The sequence below is a fragment of the Streptococcus mitis genome, from assembly GCF_047460035.1.
In the GTDB taxonomy this organism is placed as follows: Bacteria; Bacillota; Bacilli; order Lactobacillales; family Streptococcaceae; genus Streptococcus; species Streptococcus mitis_DW.
This window is the reverse complement of record NZ_JASHHB010000001.1, coordinates 196496-215685: the sequence shown is the minus strand read 5'-3', so window position 1 is coordinate 215685 and position 19190 is coordinate 196496. Positions and strand designations below refer to the sequence as shown.

The window sequence follows — 19190 nt, the reverse complement described above, 5'->3', positions numbered from 1 at the left end:
CTGTCTCTTAATATACATTAAAAAAAAAATTAAGTCAAGTTAATTTTTAAAAAAATTAAAATAATAACTGAAAAATGATGGCAAGAGAAAGTTCATTTTTAATTGCATTCCCAAGCAATTTTTGTTAAGCTAGCAATAACTTAAAAAAATGAAAGCGAGAACAAGATGACACGTTATCAAGATGATTTTTATGATGCAATCAATGGAGAATGGCAGAAAACAGCAGAAATCCCAGCAGATAAGTCTCAAACTGGAGGTTTTGTTGATTTAGACCAGGAAATTGAAGACCTGATGCTGGCGACAACAGACAAGTGGTTGGCAGGTGAAGAGGTGCCTGAGGATGCTATCTTGGCAAACTTTGTCAAATACCACCACCTAGTTCGTGATTTTGACAAGAGAGAAGCTGACGGTATCAAACCTGTCTTACCACTTCTTAAAGAATTCCAAGAATTGGAGACTTTTACGGATTTCACTGCCAAACTAGCAGAGTTTGAACTTGCTGGCAAACCTAATTTTCTTCCTTTTGGTGTATCGCCAGACTTTATGGATGCCAGAATCAATGTTTTGTGGGCTAGCGCTCCAAGCACAATCTTGCCAGATACGACCTACTATGCTGAAGACCATCCTCAACGCGAAGAACTCTTGACCCTTTGGAAAGAAACTAGCGCAAATCTCCTCAAGGCTTATGATTTCTCTGATGAAGAAATTGAAGATTTGCTAGAAAAAAGACTAGAATTGGACCGTCGCGTGGCGGCAGTAGTGCTCTCTAATGAAGAAAGTTCAGAGTATGCTAAACTCTACCATCCATATTCTTATGAAGATTTCAAAAAATTCGCGCCTGCCCTACCTTTGGATGACTTCTTCCAAGCAGTTCTTGGACAAGTGCCAGACAAGGTTATCGTAGACGAGGAACGTTTCTGGCAAGCAGCAGAGCAATTCTATAGTGAAGAAGCTTGGCCTCTTCTCAAGGCAACCTTGATTTTGAGTGTTGTCAATCTTTCAACCAGCTATTTAACAGAAGAAATCCGTGTCTTGTCAGGTGCCTATAGCCGTGCGCTTTCAGGAGTTCCAGAAGCTAAAGACAAGGTCAAGGCAGCCTACCAGCTAGCACAAGGTCCTTTCAAACAAGCCTTGGGTCTCTGGTATGCCCATGAAAAATTCTCTCCAGAGGCCAAGGCGGATGTGGAGAAAAAAGTGGCAACTATGATTGATGTCTATAAGGAACGCTTGGCTAAAAATGACTGGCTGACTCCTGAAACTCGTGACAAGGCTATCGTCAAACTCAATGTTATCAAGCCTTACATCGGTTACCCAGAAGAATTGCCAGAACGCTATAAGGACAAGGTAGTGGATGAAAATGCTAGTCTTTTTGACAATGCTCTAGCCTTTGCGCGTGTGGAAATCAAGCACAGTTGGAGCAAGTGGAACCAACCTGTAGACTACAAGGAATGGGGCATGCCTGCTCATATGGTCAATGCCTACTACAATCCGCAGAAGAACCTGATTGTCTTCCCAGCGGCTATTTTACAGGCTCCTTTCTATGACTTGCATCAGTCATCTTCTGCTAACTACGGTGGTATTGGGGCAGTTATTGCCCATGAAATTTCCCACGCCTTTGATACCAATGGAGCTTCCTTTGATGAAAATGGTAGCCTCAAGGATTGGTGGACAGAGAGCGACTATGCTGCCTTCAAGGAGAAAACACAAAAAGTTATTGACCAGTTTGATGGACAAGATTCTTATGGAGCAACTATCAACGGTAAATTGACTGTATCAGAAAACGTGGCTGACTTGGGAGGAATCGCTGCAGCGCTTGAAGCAGCTAAGAGAGAACCAGACTTCTCAGCAGAAGAATTCTTCTACAACTTCGGTCGCATCTGGCGCATGAAAGGTCGTCCAGAATTTATGAAACTCTTGGCCAGCGTTGATGTGCACGCACCAGCCAAACTCCGTGTCAATGTACAAGTACCAAACTTCGATGATTTCTTTACAACCTATGATGTCAAAGAAGGAGACGGTATGTGGCGTTCGCCAGAGGAGCGCGTGATTATTTGGTAATGAAAAAAATCTAGTCATAAGAAAAAGGCATCCTGTCAGGTGTGAAAATCTTGATAGGATGCCTTTTATAGTGGAAAGACTTGCTGAATAGTTTATTTAAATTGCGATAGTCATTATCATTATCTTACTAGAAAAAGGGATTGAAGGTCTTTTCATGAGCAATAGTAGTAGCTGGACCATGTCCTGGATAGACATCGTAGTTTGGTAGGGTGAAAAGTTGAGTCTGGATACTGTGAAGGAGTTGCTCCATACTACCAGTTGGAAGGTCTGTCCGCCCGATGGTTTCTCGGAAAAGAGCATCACCTGTCAAGACTAGATGAGCATCAGGAAAGACGATAGAAACACCGCCGATAGAGTGACCTGGGGTAGGTAAGACTGTGAAACGAAATTCCTCCAATTGATATTCCTCATGAAAGACAAAGGTGTGTTCTGCAGGTTTTGCGACCACATCTGCCATATCATCGTGACGAGGGAGACCAGAGAGATTATCTACAGGAGTGTAGAGCCAGCTGGCTTCACTTTCTGCGATATAGACAGGAGGGTTGCTAAAAGTCTCACGAACCAAGTCCAGGCTCATGATATGGTCATAATGGGCGTGGGTCAATAGAATAGCGCAGATTGGTTTGTTGATGTTCTCGATGGTCTGACGAATGGCTTCCCAATTGCTGCCAGGATCGACAACGATGAGGTGCTTTTCGCCCTCTAGATAATAGGTATTTTCATAGGCAACAGGATTTACAGTTTTATGGATTTTCATATTAGCTCCAATCTCAAAGAATGTACTAAATTAAGTATAGCACAGTTGGAGAGAATAAGCTGAAAAAGGAGATAGATCTAGAAAGAAGAACACAATTTGTATAAGAAAAATAAGCCCCGAGTGAGTTCGAGGCTTAAACTGCTTTAATTGCCAGCGTAGTATTTTTGGATTCCCTTGACAATCCCTTCAACCAGTTTATCTTGGTATTCACTACTACGGATTTTTTTGTTTTCTTCTGGATTATCCATATATCCCATCTCTAGCAAAACAGCTGGTTTAGCTGTTTCACGTAGAACAGCAAAGGTAGCTTGCAAAAGTCCGGCATCTCTGGCTCCAGTTTCAGCTAGCAGTGAAGAATGAATATCAGCTGCGAGACGGTTACTTTCACTCATCCGTTCAGGATTGTTGTGCCAATCCTTGTTAATCTTGCTAGGGAAACCAGGTTCATCCTTGTAAGAATAGGTCTGGATACCAAGATTAACGGTTGTATCATTTCCTTTTGCATTGAAATGAAGGCTGATGAAAAAGTCAGCATTGGTCTTGTTGACCATACGAGAACGCTCGGTAATGAAATCAACGTCTATATCACTGTCCCGAGAGGTGAGAACGGTGTAGCCGAGCCCTTCTAATCTCTTACGTAGCTTACGATAAACTTGTAGGTTCAATTCTTTCTCAGCTATGCCATAGTAATAAGCCCCACGGTCCTTACCACCGTGTCCTGGATCGAGAAAGATGGTTTTAGAGTATTGTCCTTTTTGAAAACCTTGTGCTAATTCACGAACCCATTTTCCATTTCCTTGGAAGAGCTGGTTTTTGCCATCCACTGCATAGGTTCCTGTGACATACACACCATCGTCCTTAAGATAGTACCAAGCTTGATAGTCTGGGTCGTAGATCCATTCTTTGTGGGCCATGTAGCCACCAGATTTGAGGTAGTAGGAACCAATCCATTGTTTTTGGGCATAGCGTCCGCCAGATTTTAGGTAAAACCAACTAGAGTAGCTTTGGTCGTAGACCCATTCCTTATCTGCCATAGCACCACTGGATTTGAGGTAGTAATCGCCTTTCCAGACATTGGCTAACATTCTACCGTAGCCATCAAAAGCATACCACTTGCCATTGATTTGGCTCCATTGGTTGGATAAATATTTGCCAGAACCATTGATATAGTACCAATTATTTCCCATTTGGTACCAGCTGTTTTCAAGCAAGTAGCCATGACTATCAAAGAAATAACCATCATAGAGAGTATCTGTAAATTTGACCCCAGTTTGACTATAAAAAGTCCACTTGTTCCCCTCTTTTACCCAGCCAGTTTGTATAGGTTGATTGGGTTTGGTTTCTGTGGAAAGAGAAGGTTTGCTTTCTTGCTCACTTGAGCTAGCTATACTTGACGAAGTTTCAGTACTAGTTTGAGAACTGTTAGTAGAAGTATTTATTGAGCTACTAGTTGAACTAGTCATAGGGGCAGTAGTGGAATGACTCGTATCATCAGCCAAAACGACTTGGTTTGTTAGTCCAAGAAAAGCCAAAGCTAAAAGTGTCAGTCTTTTGTGTGATTTCATATGATTTGCCTTTCTAGAGAGATAAAAATTCAGTAATGATCGTAAAAAAACTGCTCATATTACCATTATACACTAAAAAAGTTAGAAAATTACCAAAATATTAAATCTTTTCTTATTGAAAAAGAAGAAAGTATTTTCATTTTACTAACTTTTAACGCAACCAATATCAAAACAAAGTTAGATGAAGAACTAGATAAATTTGTTGTTTTAGTGTGAATATTATTTTATCCTCCTTCCCAACAACTTGAATAAGCTTTAGAATCCTCTTTTTCTAGTTTTCATATTCTTAAAAAAGTGATAAAATGGTAGGAAGAATTGGAGAGTAGAGATGCCGAAAGAAGTGAATTTAACAGGCGAAGAAGTTGTCGCTTTAACCAAAGAATATTTAACGGAAGAGGATGTTGCTTTTGTACATAAAGCCTTGATTTACGCCGTTGAATGCCATAGTGGTCAATATCGTAAATCAGGTGAGCCTTATATCATTCACCCTATCCAAGTGGCAGGTATTTTAGCTAAGCTCAAGCTGGATGCTGTAACGGTAGCTTGTGGTTTCTTGCATGACGTGGTGGAAGATACAGATGCGACCTTGGACGATTTGGAAAGAGAGTTTGGTCCTGATGTGCGGGTAATCGTAGATGGGGTTACCAAGCTTGGTAAGGTCAAATACAAGTCTCACGAAGAGCAGTTGGCAGAAAATCATCGCAAGATGCTCATGGCCATGTCTGAGGACATCCGCGTTATCTTGGTTAAACTGTCTGACCGCTTGCACAATATGCGGACGCTTAAACATCTTCGAAAAGACAAGCAGGAGCGTATTTCCAAAGAAACCATGGAAATCTATGCTCCACTTGCCCACCGTCTGGGGATTTCTAGCGTCAAATGGGAATTGGAAGACCTATCTTTCCGTTATCTCAATCCAACGGAGTTTTACAAGATTACTCATATGATGAAGGAAAAGCGAAGAGAGCGTGAAGCCTTGGTGGATGAGGTAGTCACAAAATTAGAGGAATATACGACAGATCGTCACTTAAAAGGGAAGATTTACGGTCGTCCCAAGCATATTTACTCGATTTTCCGCAAAATGCAGGATAAGAGAAAACGTTTTGAGGAAATCTATGACCTGATTGCTATTCGTTGTATTTTAGATACCCAAAGTGATGTTTATGCCATGCTTGGTTATGTGCATGAACTTTGGAAACCAATGCCAGGTCGTTTCAAAGACTATATCGCTAACCGCAAGGCCAATGGTTATCAGTCTATCCATACGACTGTTTATGGACCAAAAGGGCCGATTGAATTCCAGATTCGGACCAAAGAAATGCACGAGGTGGCTGAGTACGGGGTTGCGGCTCACTGGGCTTATAAGAAAGGCATTAAGGGGCAGGTCAACAGCAAGGAATCAGCTATTGGGATGAACTGGATCAAGGAGATGATGGAGCTCCAAGACCAGGCTGATGATGCCAAGGAATTTGTGGACTCTGTGAAGGAAAACTATCTGGCTGAGGAGATTTATGTCTTTACCCCAGATGGTGCCGTCCGTTCCCTTCCCAAAGATTCAGGACCGATTGACTTTGCCTACGAAATCCATACAAAAGTCGGTGAAAAAGCGACAGGTGCCAAGGTCAATGGTCGTATGGTTCCGCTGACAACCAAGCTCAAGACAGGGGATCAGGTTGAAATTGTTACCAACCCGAACTCCTTTGGGCCAAGCCGTGATTGGCTCAATATGGTCAAGACCAGCAAGGCTCGCAACAAGATCCGTCAGTTCTTTAAAAACCAAGATAAGGAATTGTCTATCAACAAGGGTCGTGAGATGCTGATGGCACAGTTCCAAGAAAATGGCTATGTGGCCAATAAATTCATGGACAAGCGTCATATGGATCAAGTTCTGCAAAAGACTAGCTACAAGACAGAAGAATCCCTCTTTGCGGCTATTGGTTTTGGAGAAATCGGTGCGATTACTGTCTTTAATCGTCTGACTGAAAAGGAACGTCGTGAAGAAGAACGTGCCAAGGCCAAGGCTGAGGCAGAAGAACTTGTCAAGGGTGGCGAGGTTAAGGTTGAGAACAAAGAAACCCTCAAGGTTAAGCATGAGGGTGGAGTGGTCATTGAAGGTGCCTCAGGTCTCCTAGTGCGGATTGCCAAGTGTTGTAATCCTGTTCCTGGTGACGATATTGTTGGCTATATCACCAAGGGGCGTGGTGTGGCTATTCACCGTGTGGACTGTATGAACCTGCGTGCCCAAGAAAACTACGAGCAACGTCTCCTTGATGTGGAGTGGGAAGACCAGTATTCAAACTCAAATAAGGAGTATATGGCCCATATCGATATCTATGGTCTCAATCGTACAGGACTGTTGAACGATGTGCTGCAGGTTCTATCAAACACAACCAAGAATATCTCAACAGTCAACGCTCAACCAACCAAGGATATGAAGTTTGCTAATATCCATGTATCCTTCGGTATTGCCAACCTCTCTACACTGACTACGGTCGTGGACAAGATTAAGAGTGTGCCAGAAGTTTACTCTGTCAAACGGACCAATGGCTAATTGTCCGAGCTTCTACTAGAAAGGCTATTATGAAAATCATTATCCAACGGGTTAAAAAAGCCCAAGTCAGTATCGAAGGTCAGGTTCAGGGAAAAATCAATCAGGGACTCTTATTGCTGATTGGTGTTGGACCAGGGGACCAAGAGGAAGATTTGGATTATGCTGTGAGAAAACTGGTCAACATGCGTATTTTTTCAGACGTAGAAGGCAAGATGAACCTGTCTGTCAAAGATATTGAAGGAGAAATCCTCTCTATTTCTCAGTTTACCCTCTTTGCGGATACTAAGAAAGGCAATCGTCCAGCCTTTACAGGGGCAGCCAAACCTGATATGGCATCAGACTTCTATGATGCATTCAATCAAAAATTAGCGGAAGAAGTTCCCGTTCAGACAGGTGTCTTTGGAGCGGATATGCAGGTTGAGCTGGTCAATGACGGGCCAGTTACCATTATCCTAGATACTAAAAATAGATAAGAAAGACCAAGCCCAGCCGGCTTGGTTTTTCTTATCTATTACAAAATACTCCAAAATGAAATCGGTTCTTGATAGGCCTTGGGGAAATCTTGTTTCAGGCTTTGGCAGGTGCGATAGGAAGGGATGAGGTGTCCTAGGATGAGGAGAGATCCCTGAAGGAAAAGTGGCATACCACTCAAACATATCAAGGAGAGAATGATCAGGCTATCCCATAGAAGGATTTGTAAGGCAAATTGCCAGAATCTTGGTCTAATCTGGGAATAGAGGTGACTAAAGTGGTCACAAAGTTGGTTGGAAAGATAGGTCAATAGCACAGGATGAAAGAAAATGAGCCAACCGCTATAAATCAAAATCCAGTCCCAAGTAAGCCCCCCTTTAAATGTCAAAAATGCCAGCATGATTCCATCAATGACAAGGAGTTGAGTGGTTTTGATGAAGATGATTTTTTTCATGCTAAAACCTCCTTTTCCTTAGAGACACTCCCATAAAGAGATATGTTTGTCGTAAAAGTCTGGATAGTTGTCTCTTAGGTAGTCGGCCGTCATATAATATAAAGTAGAATGGCAAGCAGTGATGATTGGCATAAGAGAGAGAAAACGCTGAGAACTAACGAAGGTTAAAAGGACAAAAAATAGAAAATCAATGGAGAGAATCCCTAAATAGTAGAAGCGAATCTTTTTATTGATTTGAGGATAAATCTCAGAGAAATGTTTTTTGAGTCGATTGACCAAGCGAAATAGCAGGAGTAGCTGAGCAAGGAGGAAAATAAAACCAGAGAGCAAGAGCCACTCCAAAGATGTCTCGGGTCTTTTGTTAAAAAATGCGAAAAGTAGCAAATCAATGATTGCAATTGCTGTAAAATGGATTCTAAAGAGTTTTTTCATGACAAGACCTCCCTCTTTTATCTATCTTCATTCTACTCCAAAAGAATGGAAGTTACAACTAAAATGATAAAAAATTTTAGTAAGGAGATTCTGTTAGATTTCTTTATTTGATTTCCCTCTTATTGTTCCACCTCTTCATCATTCCAGACAAATAAAGCTCCGATTGCATTGAGGATATAAAAGATGTATTTTCCGATATTGGCAAAATTTCCTTGAATACCAGCTTTTGTCAGCTGAACGAAATTGTAAATCAACCAAAAGCCCCACTGAGTTGTTAGTTTCAATGCGTTAAAAGCATTGGCAATGAGGGACAGTGCAAAGGCAATGGTTGTTACGTAGGCAAGGAGATTCATCTTTCCTCCATAGCCGATATAGTTGGTCACAAAGGCAAAGAGGAAGGCGATGATTGAAATGATGATGGCCGCCAATTTTAGCTGTTTTTGGCTCATTTGGTTGGGTCTGCCTTCTTGCGAAGCTTCCCATTTCTTAATAGCAAAGGTATAAATGAGGAAGGTGACGGGATAGGTGATAATAGCCGCCTTATTTCCAAGGATATAATCAATAGCACCGGACAAAATGGTATTAACAATACCAAAGTAGTTTCCCCATTTGCTTAATTTCCCCGTGAAACGAGTGGACAACATGGAAATCCCAACGTTGGTTACGGAAATCAATCCAAAGGGAACAAGAGCTGTCCATGGGCCCCAGTCTACAAATTTGTCGAGACGTGAGTTGAGGTAACCAGATGCAATTGCAATCCCAACGACCAGAGCAACTCCAAAGAGGTCAAACCATTTAGATGTAGCAAAAATTTTTAGTGATTTCTTCATATGTTAAACTATCTTTCTTGTTTTTTACAAACATTCTACAACTAAATGAAAGCAAAATCAAATGATAGAAATAAAACCCTGAAAATAAAACTTTCAGGGTTGGTAGGGGACTTGAGAAATTAGTTGATTTTCTCGACATAGAGTTGTTTTGCAATGTCCATATTCACTTGTAAATCCTCGTCTTTACTAAGGATAGTAAAGGTGTTACTGAAGCCATCAAACTGCTTGACTTGGAGCGGATCACCGATGCGAAGTGAGTGCTTATCCAGATAATGGAGAATGTCAAAACTATCGTGCACCCGAGTCAGGCGGTAGGCGCCAGCTTCCTTGATATCAGCTAGTGGCAGGTTATTGATTTCAACTAAGAGTTCTCCCTTGACAGGAATAGTTCCTCCATGAGGACAGGTCTTGGGAAATCCTAGCAATTTATCCAGTCTTTCCACGAACAGGTCAGAGACAGTATGTTCCAAGACCTCAGCTTCCTCGTGAATCTGGTCACTTGTATAGTCTAAATGATGGACTAGAAAAACTTCAATCAAGCGATGCTTACGATAGAGCTCAGAGACCAATTTGAGGCCGAGGTCAGTCAGTAGATAGCCACATTCCTTGTCCTTGAGGATGAGATTTTCACTTTTCATCCGTTTAATCATTTCAGTTACGGCAGGGGGAGAGACTTGCATACGAGCAGCAATTTCCTTGTTGGTAATTTTATGCAGGTCTATGCCAATTTCATAAATACATTTTAGATAGTCTTCTTTATTCGGGGTCATTCGCTTCCTCTTGTCTAATATCTTTATCTAGTATATCAAAAAAAGCTAGATTTCTCTAGCTGTGACTTTTTATGTTATACTTATTGCAAGAGAAAAAACGAGGAGATGGATATGACGAAAATAGCTCTTCTTTCAGATATTCATGGAAATACCACCGCCCTGGAGGCTGTTTTGACAGATGCTCGGCAGCTAGGAGTGGATGAATACTGGCTTTTGGGAGACATTCTCATGCCAGGAACAGGGCGTAGAAGGATTTTGGACTTGTTGGCTCAACTACCGATTACGGCTAGAGTTTTGGGAAACTGGGAAGACAGTCTTTGGCATGGTGTCCGCAAGGAATTGGATAGTACTCGTCCCAGTCAACGCTATCTCTTGCGCCAGTGCCAGTATGTTTTAGAGGAAATTTCCCTAGAAGAAATTGAACTGCTCCACAATCAACCACTCCAGATTCATCGTCAGTTTGGGGATTTGACGGTGGGAATTAGCCACCATCTTCCTGATAAGAACTGGGGGCGAGAGTTGATTCATACTGGATCACAAGAGGACTTTGACCGCTTGGTGACCAATCCCCCTTGTGATATTGCTGTTTATGGTCATATTCACCAGCAGTTGCTTCGTTACGGGACTGGTGGGCAATTGATTGTCAATCCGGGTTCGATTGGGCAACCTTTCTTTTTGGATGCCCAGTTGCGGAAGGACTTGCGGGCCCAGTATATGATTTTAGAGTTTGATGACAAGGGTTTGGTAGATATGGACTTCCGACGGGTAGACTACGATGTGGCAGCTGAATTGCAGCTGGCTAAAGACCTCAAACTTCCCTATTTTGAGGTTTACTATGAAAGTCTGGTCAATGGTATCCACCATACTCATCATCAGGAATTTCTGAGAGAATTAGCCCAGAAAGAGGGCTATGATAGGGAATTAGATGCTTGGTTGAAAAGTGGTAACGATTGACATTACAACTAAAAAGGGTATAATAATAGAAAAAGAAGTGTAGAGGCAGGCTAGCCTCGTAAAAAGGAGAAGAGGATGCAAATTCCAAGTAGATTTACCATTGCGACTCATATGCTGATAATTATTGCCCTCGAGGGGAAGGAAAGCAAGGTGACCAGTGATTTTCTGGCTGCTAGTGTCGGGGTCAATCCTGTCATTATCAGAAAGACCTTGTCCCAGTTGAAGAAGGCAGAGTTGATTTCAGTAGCTCGTGGAACAGGTGGGACAGAAATTGTCAAGGATCTTAAGGACATTAGTCTTTTAGATGTTTATCAGGCGGTCGAATGTCTTGGCAAGACAGGTCAACTATTCAGTTTCCATGACAATCCAAATCCAAATTGTCCAGTTGGAGCTCATATTCATGATGTTTTGGATCAAAAATTGGAGAGAATCCAACTGGCTATGGAGGCTGAACTTGGTCAGACCAGTCTAGAACAAGTTGTGGCCGATGCAGAGAGTCAAATGAAGGAGTAAGAGGGATAGATGCCCTCTTTTTCTCTATGTAAAATTGTGATAAAATAGAATCATTAAAGGAGGAAGAAATGTATCTCGTTATAGGAATTGTATTAGCATTTATAGTGTCATTTTGGAAGGATAATAGAAGTTTGTGGAATCCAGTATTATTCTTATTATCCCTCATTTCCAGTTATTTTTATCTAGGCTACCTTTTTTATCAAAATGGGTATGAGAAGATTCATTTCGCTTTTTTTATATTTCCCTTTATTTTACTTCCTTTTTTGCTTTTTCTAAGTGGCATCTTTCTAATCTATAATGGGGTCATTTTGTTGAAGCGAGAGGGACGTTCAAAGGCTAATTATCTCTCCATGCTCCTTGGAATAGTCATTTTGCTATTTTTTGCTTTGATGTCATTTCGATTGGGAGGACGACATGAATTATTTTACACCAATCACTTTCTAAATATTTTATTTGCATTTATTGCTTATTCTTACTTTATTTTTGGTTTTGCTTTTGTGGCTTTTATTCTGTACTCTATCTTGTATCTCTTTATTCCTAAGAAGAAGCATTATGATTTTATTATCATTCATGGTGCAGGTTTGTTAGACGGAGAAAAGGTAACACCTTTGCTGAAGAGGAGAATTGATAAGGCAGTGGAAGCTTATCACAAGTCTAAAAATTCTAACATAAAAATTATTGCCAGTGGCGGACAAGGAGGAGATGAGAAGATTTCTGAAGCGCAGGCCATTACAAACTATCTTCTTAAAGAGACAGATGTTCCCCAAGATGCGATTATTCTGGAAGATCAATCAAGGACTACCTACGAGAACCTTCTCTTTTCTAAGGAACTTGGTGAGAAACTGGTAGCCAAACCTCAATTTCTCTTTGTAACAAATGATTATCATGTCTTTAGAACTAGTACTTATGCTCGTAAGTTAAAAATGAAGGGAGATGGCCTCGGATGTAGGACGGCAGGCTACTATATACCATCTGCTTTTATTCGGGAGTACGTAGCGCTCTGTGTCAAAATGAAATGGCTCTTCCTTGCCTTTTATGTCCCGCTGTTAATTATCATTTTGGTAGCCTATAAAGGGGTTATTTGGTAGTTAGATTTTATTTAAAAAGACTTAGAATACACATGAAAGTATGTATTCTAGGTCTTTTGTTTTATATACATTTGATTTTTGAAAGCTACTATCTATTCTTCCAAGCTTGGTAACGGGTATCAATCAATAATTGAGTGAGGCGTCCCATGGTTTCCCTTTCTTCTGGAGTGAGGGATTGAGCTTGGACAAAGAGATGATGAATGTGTTCAAGCACCTTTAAGGAAGACAAGTCATTGATAGAAGTGATACCAGCATCAAGAATGGTGCCAAAGAAGAGATCGAAGTAGAGCTGGAGTTCTTCGTCAGGGACTGTCGCTACCCATTCTTTGAAGGTTGTGTCAACTTGTTGGCTATCACTGTTGGTTTTATCCAGTTGGACGAAGTGCTTGTCCTCAATCTGCCAACTAAAGGTATCGTGCTGGGCGATACCAGCTAAGGCAGTACTGTGCACGATGATTTGGTGGGCCGGAATTTCCAACATCATACCGATGATGGAACCTTGTGGAATGAAGACCTTGGTTTTATCCATTATCCTTTGATAGCCCTCGGTTTGTGTCAATTCTGTGTGGAGACCAGGCGCATCAAAGGTATAAACTGCTGTGATCTGATTTTGCAAGCTTTGCTCAATTTGACTAGCAGCATAGATGGCTAGATTGCCTCCCTTGGAATGCCCAGCTAGAATGACCTTTTGCTTAGGATGTTGGGCAAAAAAGTTCTTTAAATAGCGAAGAGCGTGCTTTTGAGCAGGAATTTCCTTCATATAGGTCAGGTGGAAATCTTCCTTCCAGCCAATGATACTGTCATCAGTCCCACGAAAGACAATCAGATAAGTATCGAGATTGAGGCGGTAGGTCATAGCCGCAAATTGTTTTTGCAGCTCAGGGTCGATGTCATTAATAAAATGGGAGAGTTTGCAATTTTTGAAGCGTTTGTGTTGAGCTAGTTCATCTAATAGCTGGAGGCGATTTTTGCTGGTCAACATGTTAGATTCTCTTGGAACCTGAGGTGCCAGGTCTAAAAGTCGCATAGGAGTTGTGGAGACCAGATTATCAAAGGAGAGGTAGGTGGTTTCTGTTAAGGTTAGAATGTCTAATTCATTTAAAGGAAGGTCGTAAAAGGAATCGTGTGCGACATCTTTCAGATAGTCAAAAATATTGGTCATAAGAACTCCTTTCTTTTCTTTATCTTATCAAATTTCTCTCAAATTAGCTAGTAGCATTGCCTGTTTTTACTGGCTAAAACAAGCTATTTCAAATTCAGTTTCAGACCTTCTAGCATGGAAAAATCTGTTATAATAATAGAAAAGGAGAAGCGCATGCACAAGATTTTATTAGTAGAAGATGATCAGGTTATTCGTCAACAGGTCGGGAAAATGCTCTCTGAATGGGGATTTGAAGTGGTTCTGGTAGAAGACTTTATGGAAGTTTTGAGTCTTTTTGTCCAGTCGGAGCCTCATCTGGTCCTCATGGATATTGGGCTGCCTTTGTTTAATGGCTATCACTGGTGTCAGGAGATTCGCAAGATTTCCAAGGTTCCCATCATGTTTCTGTCTTCGAGAGACCAGGCTATGGATATTGTCATGGCAATCAATATGGGCGCGGATGACTTTGTGACCAAGCCTTTTGACCAGCAGGTTCTTTTAGCCAAAGTTCAGGGCTTGTTGCGTCGTTCCTATGAGTTTGGGCGTGACGAGAGTTTACTGGAATATGCTGGTGTTATCCTCAATACCAAATCAATGGATTTACATTATCAAGGGCAAGTCTTGAATTTGACCAAGAATGAATTCCAGATTTTACGCGTTTTGTTTGAGCATGCAGGCAATATCGTAGCGCGTGACGACCTCATGCGGGAACTTTGGAACAGTGACTTTTTCATTGATGATAATACGCTCTCTGTTAATGTGGCTCGATTGCGTAAAAAGTTGGAAGAGCAGGGCTTGGTAGGATTTATCGAGACCAAGAAAGGGATAGGGTACGGACTGAAGCATGCTTGATTGGAAACAATTTTTTCTAGCCTATCTGCGCTCCCGTAGTCGTCTTTTTATCTATCTACTTTCTTTGACGTTTCTGGTTTTGCTCTTTCAGTTTTTATTTGCCAGTTTGGGAATTTACTTTCTCTACTTTTTCCTGCTGTGTTGCTTTGTAACCATCTTATTTTTCACTTGGGACATATTGGTGGAAATGCAGGTCTATCGCCAGGAAATTCTCTATGGGGATAGGGAAGCCAAATCTCCATTGGAAAGAGCCTTGGCTGAAAAATTAGAAGCGCGTGAGATGGAACTCTATCAGCAGAGGTCAGACGCAGAAAGAAAACTGACGGATTTGCTGGATTACTATACCTTGTGGGTCCATCAGATAAAGACCCCCATTGCAGCCAGTCAACTCTTAGTTGCAGAAGTAGCTGATCGCCAATTAAAGCAGCAATTAGAACAGGAAATTTTCAAGATTGACTCCTATACCAATCTAGTTTTACAGTACCTACGTTTAGAAAGTTTTCATGATGATTTGGTCTTAAAGCAGGTTCAAATTGAGGACTTGGTCAAGGAAATAATTCGTAAATATGCTCTTTTCTTTATTCAAAAAGGCTTAAATGTCAATCTACATGACCTTGATAAAGAAATCGTGACGGATAAGAAGTGGCTACTAGTGGTCATTGAACAAATTATCTCAAATAGTCTCAAGTACACCAAGGAAGGTGGTCTGGAGATTTATATGGAAGGCCAGGAACTCTGTATCAAGGATACGGGAATCGGGATAAAAAACAGTGATGTCCTCCGAGTCTTTGAACGTGGATTTTCAGGCTACAATGGACGCCTAACTCAGCAGTCATCTGGACTTGGACTTTACCTATCTAAGAAAATTTCTGAAGAACTGGGGCACCAGATTCGTATCGAGTCTGAGGTCGGTACAGGAACGACAGTGCGGATTCAGTTTGCTCAAGTGAACTTAGTCCTTGAGTGAGAAGAGACAATGAGTTTTTACCCAATCTCTTTTTGCTATATTTCAGGATATTTGAAGACTGTTTTTTACAAAATCAATAATAGAATTTTTAATACGGAATATAGTATAAATACTGGTTCAAAGTGAAGTTTTGTATGCTTTATACTTTTGTTGAGTATAAAATCTATAAACTAAGGGTGAATTACAAAAATTAATTTGAGATGAAGTGAATTGTAGACTTGGGAAATGTCTCCTATTCGATTTCAGAATGAATCGTTGATACAGGATTAAAAGAACTGCAGCTTTCTTTTTATTTTGAATGAGATAGTTGTATATAGATTTGTGTAACTGGTGTAGAACTGTTTCCAAGAATTTATTGAATGTATCGAATACACACATTCTATTGATTTTGAACCAGTTTTTAATTTCTAAATGTTATAATAGTTTTATCAAGTAAAAGGAGACTGCCATGATTGGAGACAATATAAAATTCTTACGAAAATCACATAATCTGATATAACCAGAATTTTCACGAATTGTGGGTGTGTCACGAAATAGCCTAAATCGTTAGAAAAACTGAAAAAGCTTACTTTCAATAGAAGTATTGGAAATATTCATTTTACATCTATCAAAGAAACATGGGATAGACCTATATTTTACAAAATAGCAAATTATATTTTGAATGATAGTAAAAACGGCAGTACTTGTGTGATTTACAATTATTGCACTCAATGTCCGAGTATCGCACTATCTGAAATAGGGAATAGTAGAGATTGTTCTGCGATATGTAAAAAAACGCATTAGCAAGGAGTATCGTATATGCTACCATATCTTAAAACTATTAGATGGTATCTCTTCTTTAATTTTCTTTTTGGTGTAGTATCGAATATCTGCACAGCTTTGTTACCGTATTTCACGCAGGCATTAATCAAAGGGGATTATCAAGTAGCTCTATATGGTTACTCTATGTCAGTGGCAGGCTATTTGAGTTGTAACTATATCCAAATGATACTTGATTGGAAGCAGGGGATTATCTTTTCGACTACTTTGAAAAATGAGTGGTTTCGTTCACTTCTGGGACTCAGTCACTACGATTTCAAGCAGAAAACAGTAGCAGAGTATATTTCCTATCAATCTAATGACCTAGATTCGTTGGAAAAGGATTACCTTCCTCCATTGATGAGTTTTATCAAACAAATTTTACGTATCATCATTTACGCTTTCATTATTAGCAGAACAATTAATCCTATTGTATCACTGATTTTAATCTTTTCCACTGGAATTAGTATTCAAATTCCTAAAATCGTTGGGAAGTTGACCGCTAATCGTAGACAGGTTTACTTGAAAAAACAAGGAGATTACTATCGAACTTTGGAGGATTTGCTCATGGGACATCATTTGGTAAATAAACTAACTATGTCGCATTTTTTGAATCAACAAAAGAGTTCTCTAAAGAATTTGCAGGATAAGTATTTTAAGTATGGTTTGACAAAAATTACAGGCATCTTATTGACAGGTGTTTCTTTTGAATTCATTAGTCTTGTTCTGTTTATTTATTTAGCCTACTCTCTATCTCACCAGCAACTCGGTATTCCTGAGGTGGTGGCGAGTTTCGGATATATTAATGCTTTTTCTGAACCAATACAGGAAATCCTTTATGATTTACAAATGTTAGAGTCCGTAAAGCCTGTAATCAAGAGTTTTCAAAACATTGTTGGGAGACCCGTTTCAGTTCAAGCACCTCAACATTCTTTTGATACGATTACTTTGAAAAACATTTCCAAACAACTGGGAGAATCAAAATTGATAATTACTTCCGCTACGATTCAAAAAGGGGATAAAATTGCGCTTATTGGTAAGAATGGGTCTGGAAAAAGTAGTCTTCTCAACATTTTAAATGGAACAGATGAAGATTTTGAAGGACAAATTGTGCTAGATGGGCTTGTTTTGGACCATCTTTGGGGAAGATTCGGTATGATTCTGCAACAAGAACATACATTTATTTCGAGTTATGAAAATAATGTAACGCTATTCAATAGTTTCAATGAAAAATTCAGAGAAGAAGATTTTGAAAAAATTCCACCACAATCCCTGTCAGGTGGTCAGCAACAACGAATGTATTTAAATCGTGAGAAAAATCGTAAAAATCCATTGCTTATCCTAGACGAACCTTTCTCTGCATTGGATACTAATCAGTTTAAAATGGAATTGGAAAGAGTTCTGGAACTACCAAGTGCCGTCATTGTTACTTTACATCGCCAAAACGAATTATTAAGTAAGTTTGACCAAGTTTGGGAAATTAAGAATGGAGAACTTGTAATTTTGAAATAGCTAAATTATAAAAAATAAAACGCCAGTTTTGTACTGACCCCAAAAAGTTAGACAATTAATTTATCCGAAGGATTTAGTTCTGTATTGCACAGGGCTAAGTCCTTTTAGTTTTACCTTAATTCGTTTATTGTTGTAGTAATCAATATAGTCTACAATGGCTTGTTCCAATTGCTTAAGCGACTGAAATGACTTCTCATAACCATAAAACATCTCCGATTTCAGAATGCCAAAGAAGGACTCCATCATACCATTGTCGGGGCTGTTACCTTTACGTGACATGGATGCTTGAACTCCCTTACTCTCTAGGAACCGATGATAAGAATCGTGTTGGTATTGCCAGCCTTGGTCACTATGGAGAATCGTATTCTCATAGTGCTTCTCTGTGAATGCCTGTTCCAACATTGTTCGTACTTGTTCTAAATTAGGCGAACAAGAAAGATTAAAAGCAATAATTTCGCTGTTAAAGCCATCTAAAACTGGTGATAAGTAAAGCTTTTGAGTACTTGCTGGAATGGCAAATTCTGTCACATCTGTGTAGCACTTTTCCATTATTTTAGAGCCTTCAAATTTACGTTGAATGAGATTCTCTGCCTTCTTGCCAACATCTCCTTTATGAGAAGAATATTTTCGTTTCTGTCGCATTTTAGCTTGTAAATTGAGTACTTTCATCAAGCGTTGAACTCTTTTATGATTTACCAGATAACCACGATTTCTTAGTTCTAAATGAATCCGACGATAACCATAATTTTCCTTGTGTTCGATAAAAATGGATTGAATTTCAGCTTTAAGCTCTTGGTCCTTATCTGGTTTATCTAGCTGTTTCAAGTGATAGTAGTAGGTCGAACGAGCTAATTTAATGGCTTTTAGAAGAATATCTAACGAAAAATCAGTCATTAATTCTTGAACAATTTCTGTCTTTCTTCTTTCTCTTTTTTCTCCTTCAATCGGAGTTCTCTCAACTTTTTTAGGATGGTATTCTCCGCTCTCAGGTACTCATTTTCTGCTTGAAGACGTTCTAATTCTGTCCTCTCTTCAGGTCTCGTTTTTGGCTTACGTCCCATTTTAGGTACTCTCCCTCTTGTTTTCTCAACAATAGTATACCCGTTTTTCTTGTATTGTGCTAGCCAATTAAGAAGTATCGTACGACTTGGGAGACCGTATTCAAGAGAAACTCTATCTTTAGTCCAGCCTTCATGTAAGACTTTATGAATCATTTCTTGTTTTAAATCAGGAGAATAGTAACGATTTTTTCCTTTTTTAACGAACTCTATTCCGTAACGATCAATCAATTTAATCATGTACCTAATATTAGAATTGTTTATCCCAAATTTATTTGAAAGCTTCTCTAAGCTATATCCTTGTTTTCTAAGTTCATAGATCTGAACTTTATCATCATAAGTTAATTTCATAATAAAAATACCCCAAAAGTTAGATTTTTTCTGTCTAACTTTTGGGGTGCAGTTCATATCAAGGTTCT

At 39.8% G+C, this 19190-nt stretch carries 17 protein-coding genes; 9 read left to right on the top strand and 8 right to left on the bottom strand.

What is annotated here, in order from left to right:
* The first annotated feature begins 165 nt into the window (after positions 1-165).
* Positions 166-2058 carry an endopeptidase PepO gene (gene pepO, locus QM956_RS01105; protein WP_414302102.1) on the top strand — a complete coding sequence of 631 codons (1893 nt, stop codon included), beginning with the start codon at positions 166-168 and terminating at the stop codon, positions 2056-2058.
* 127 nt (positions 2059-2185) lie between these two features.
* Here pepO and QM956_RS01100 read toward each other — a convergent pair whose 3' ends face one another.
* Positions 2186-2815 carry an MBL fold metallo-hydrolase gene (locus tag QM956_RS01100; RefSeq protein WP_261078503.1) on the bottom strand — a complete coding sequence of 210 codons (630 nt, stop codon included), beginning with the start codon at positions 2813-2815 and terminating at the stop codon, positions 2186-2188.
* Between the two features lie 143 nt (positions 2816-2958).
* Complete coding sequence (locus QM956_RS01095; RefSeq protein WP_414302101.1) at positions 2959-4380, bottom strand: N-acetylmuramoyl-L-alanine amidase; 1422 nt, start codon at positions 4378-4380, stop codon at positions 2959-2961.
* A gap of 328 nt (positions 4381-4708) precedes the next feature.
* Here QM956_RS01095 and QM956_RS01090 point away from each other — a divergent pair, with 328 nt between their 5' ends.
* Both QM956_RS01090 and dtd read left to right on the top strand, forming a co-directional pair.
* Positions 4709-6931, top strand: a complete 2223-nt coding sequence (locus QM956_RS01090; protein WP_414302100.1) for a RelA/SpoT family protein — start codon at positions 4709-4711, stop codon at positions 6929-6931.
* A 29-nt stretch (positions 6932-6960) separates the two neighbouring features.
* On the top strand, positions 6961-7404 hold the full coding sequence (dtd, locus tag QM956_RS01085; protein WP_414302099.1) for a D-aminoacyl-tRNA deacylase: 444 nt from the start codon (positions 6961-6963) through the stop codon (positions 7402-7404).
* Between the two features lie 38 nt (positions 7405-7442).
* Here dtd and QM956_RS01080 read toward each other — a convergent pair whose 3' ends face one another.
* The 4 genes from QM956_RS01080 to QM956_RS01065 form a co-directional block, all read right to left on the bottom strand.
* Entirely contained in the window at positions 7443-7856 is a 414-nt protein-coding gene (locus QM956_RS01080; RefSeq protein ID WP_265531153.1) for a hypothetical protein, read from the bottom strand.
* Between the two features lie 18 nt (positions 7857-7874).
* Positions 7875-8288, bottom strand: coding sequence for a hypothetical protein (locus QM956_RS01075; RefSeq protein ID WP_414302098.1), 414 nt, complete (start codon positions 8286-8288; stop codon positions 7875-7877).
* Between the two features lie 119 nt (positions 8289-8407).
* The gene (locus tag QM956_RS01070) at positions 8408-9118 is read right to left on the bottom strand and encodes a nicotinamide mononucleotide transporter (protein WP_050491233.1); all 711 of its coding nucleotides are present in this window, start codon (positions 9116-9118) and stop codon (positions 8408-8410) included.
* Positions 9119-9237: 119 nt separating this feature from the next.
* The gene (locus QM956_RS01065) at positions 9238-9888 is read right to left on the bottom strand and encodes a metal-dependent transcriptional regulator (RefSeq protein ID WP_000188514.1); all 651 of its coding nucleotides are present in this window, start codon (positions 9886-9888) and stop codon (positions 9238-9240) included.
* Positions 9889-9999: 111 nt separating this feature from the next.
* Between QM956_RS01065 and QM956_RS01060 the strand changes: the two genes are divergently transcribed.
* The 3 genes from QM956_RS01060 (at position 10000) to QM956_RS01050 (ending at position 12443) form a co-directional block, all read left to right on the top strand.
* On the top strand, positions 10000-10842 hold the full coding sequence (locus QM956_RS01060; RefSeq protein WP_414302097.1) for a metallophosphoesterase family protein: 843 nt from the start codon (positions 10000-10002) through the stop codon (positions 10840-10842).
* A gap of 75 nt (positions 10843-10917) precedes the next feature.
* Entirely contained in the window at positions 10918-11355 is a 438-nt protein-coding gene (locus QM956_RS01055; RefSeq protein ID WP_001166788.1) for an Rrf2 family transcriptional regulator, read from the top strand.
* 68 nt (positions 11356-11423) lie between these two features.
* Positions 11424-12443: a YdcF family protein gene (locus QM956_RS01050; protein ID WP_125442922.1), complete on the top strand. Its 1020-nt coding sequence runs from the start codon at positions 11424-11426 to the stop codon at positions 12441-12443.
* A gap of 88 nt (positions 12444-12531) precedes the next feature.
* Here the strand turns inward: QM956_RS01050 and QM956_RS01045 are convergent, their stop codons facing one another.
* Complete coding sequence (locus tag QM956_RS01045; protein ID WP_261015426.1) at positions 12532-13605, bottom strand: DUF2974 domain-containing protein; 1074 nt, start codon at positions 13603-13605, stop codon at positions 12532-12534.
* Positions 13606-13758: 153 nt separating this feature from the next.
* Here QM956_RS01045 and QM956_RS01040 point away from each other — a divergent pair, with 153 nt between their 5' ends.
* From QM956_RS01040 to QM956_RS01030, 3 genes are all read left to right on the top strand, one after another.
* Positions 13759-14436, top strand: a complete 678-nt coding sequence (locus QM956_RS01040) for a response regulator transcription factor (RefSeq protein ID WP_000548991.1) — start codon at positions 13759-13761, stop codon at positions 14434-14436.
* Positions 14429-15403, top strand: coding sequence for a sensor histidine kinase (locus QM956_RS01035; RefSeq protein WP_414302096.1), 975 nt, complete (start codon positions 14429-14431; stop codon positions 15401-15403). Before QM956_RS01040 ends, QM956_RS01035 begins: the two co-directional genes overlap by 8 nt.
* Before the next feature lie 798 nt (positions 15404-16201).
* Entirely contained in the window at positions 16202-17713 is a 1512-nt protein-coding gene (locus QM956_RS01030; protein ID WP_261055593.1) for an ABC transporter ATP-binding protein/permease, read from the top strand.
* Between the two features lie 60 nt (positions 17714-17773).
* Here QM956_RS01030 and QM956_RS01025 read toward each other — a convergent pair.
* Positions 17774-19122, bottom strand: a protein-coding gene (locus tag QM956_RS01025; RefSeq protein WP_414302095.1) for an IS3 family transposase whose coding sequence is annotated in 2 segments (ribosomal slippage) — positions 17774-18681 and positions 18681-19122 — 1350 coding nt in all. Because the reading frame shifts where the segments join, the coding sequence is not laid out codon by codon here.
* Positions 19123-19190 lie beyond the last annotated feature (68 nt).

What these genes read in the sequence shown, in the direction of transcription:
- pepO (WP_414302102.1), top strand. Translation starts at nt 166, where the DNA reads ATGACACGTTATCAAGATGATTTTTATGATGCAATCAATGGAGAATGG.
- QM956_RS01100 (WP_261078503.1), bottom strand. Translation starts at nt 2,815, where the DNA reads ATGAAAATCCATAAAACTGTAAATCCTGTTGCCTATGAAAATACCTAT.
- QM956_RS01095 (WP_414302101.1), bottom strand. Translation starts at nt 4,380, where the DNA reads ATGAAATCACACAAAAGACTGACACTTTTAGCTTTGGCTTTTCTTGGA.
- QM956_RS01090 (WP_414302100.1), top strand. Translation starts at nt 4,709, where the DNA reads ATGCCGAAAGAAGTGAATTTAACAGGCGAAGAAGTTGTCGCTTTAACC.
- dtd (WP_414302099.1), top strand. Translation starts at nt 6,961, where the DNA reads ATGAAAATCATTATCCAACGGGTTAAAAAAGCCCAAGTCAGTATCGAA.
- QM956_RS01080 (WP_265531153.1), bottom strand. Translation starts at nt 7,856, where the DNA reads ATGAAAAAAATCATCTTCATCAAAACCACTCAACTCCTTGTCATTGAT.
- QM956_RS01075 (WP_414302098.1), bottom strand. Translation starts at nt 8,288, where the DNA reads ATGAAAAAACTCTTTAGAATCCATTTTACAGCAATTGCAATCATTGAT.
- QM956_RS01070 (WP_050491233.1), bottom strand. Translation starts at nt 9,118, where the DNA reads ATGAAGAAATCACTAAAAATTTTTGCTACATCTAAATGGTTTGACCTC.
- QM956_RS01065 (WP_000188514.1), bottom strand. Translation starts at nt 9,888, where the DNA reads ATGACCCCGAATAAAGAAGACTATCTAAAATGTATTTATGAAATTGGC.
- QM956_RS01060 (WP_414302097.1), top strand. Translation starts at nt 10,000, where the DNA reads ATGACGAAAATAGCTCTTCTTTCAGATATTCATGGAAATACCACCGCC.
- QM956_RS01055 (WP_001166788.1), top strand. Translation starts at nt 10,918, where the DNA reads ATGCAAATTCCAAGTAGATTTACCATTGCGACTCATATGCTGATAATT.
- QM956_RS01050 (WP_125442922.1), top strand. Translation starts at nt 11,424, where the DNA reads ATGTATCTCGTTATAGGAATTGTATTAGCATTTATAGTGTCATTTTGG.
- QM956_RS01045 (WP_261015426.1), bottom strand. Translation starts at nt 13,605, where the DNA reads ATGACCAATATTTTTGACTATCTGAAAGATGTCGCACACGATTCCTTT.
- QM956_RS01040 (WP_000548991.1), top strand. Translation starts at nt 13,759, where the DNA reads ATGCACAAGATTTTATTAGTAGAAGATGATCAGGTTATTCGTCAACAG.
- QM956_RS01035 (WP_414302096.1), top strand. Translation starts at nt 14,429, where the DNA reads ATGCTTGATTGGAAACAATTTTTTCTAGCCTATCTGCGCTCCCGTAGT.
- QM956_RS01030 (WP_261055593.1), top strand. Translation starts at nt 16,202, where the DNA reads ATGCTACCATATCTTAAAACTATTAGATGGTATCTCTTCTTTAATTTT.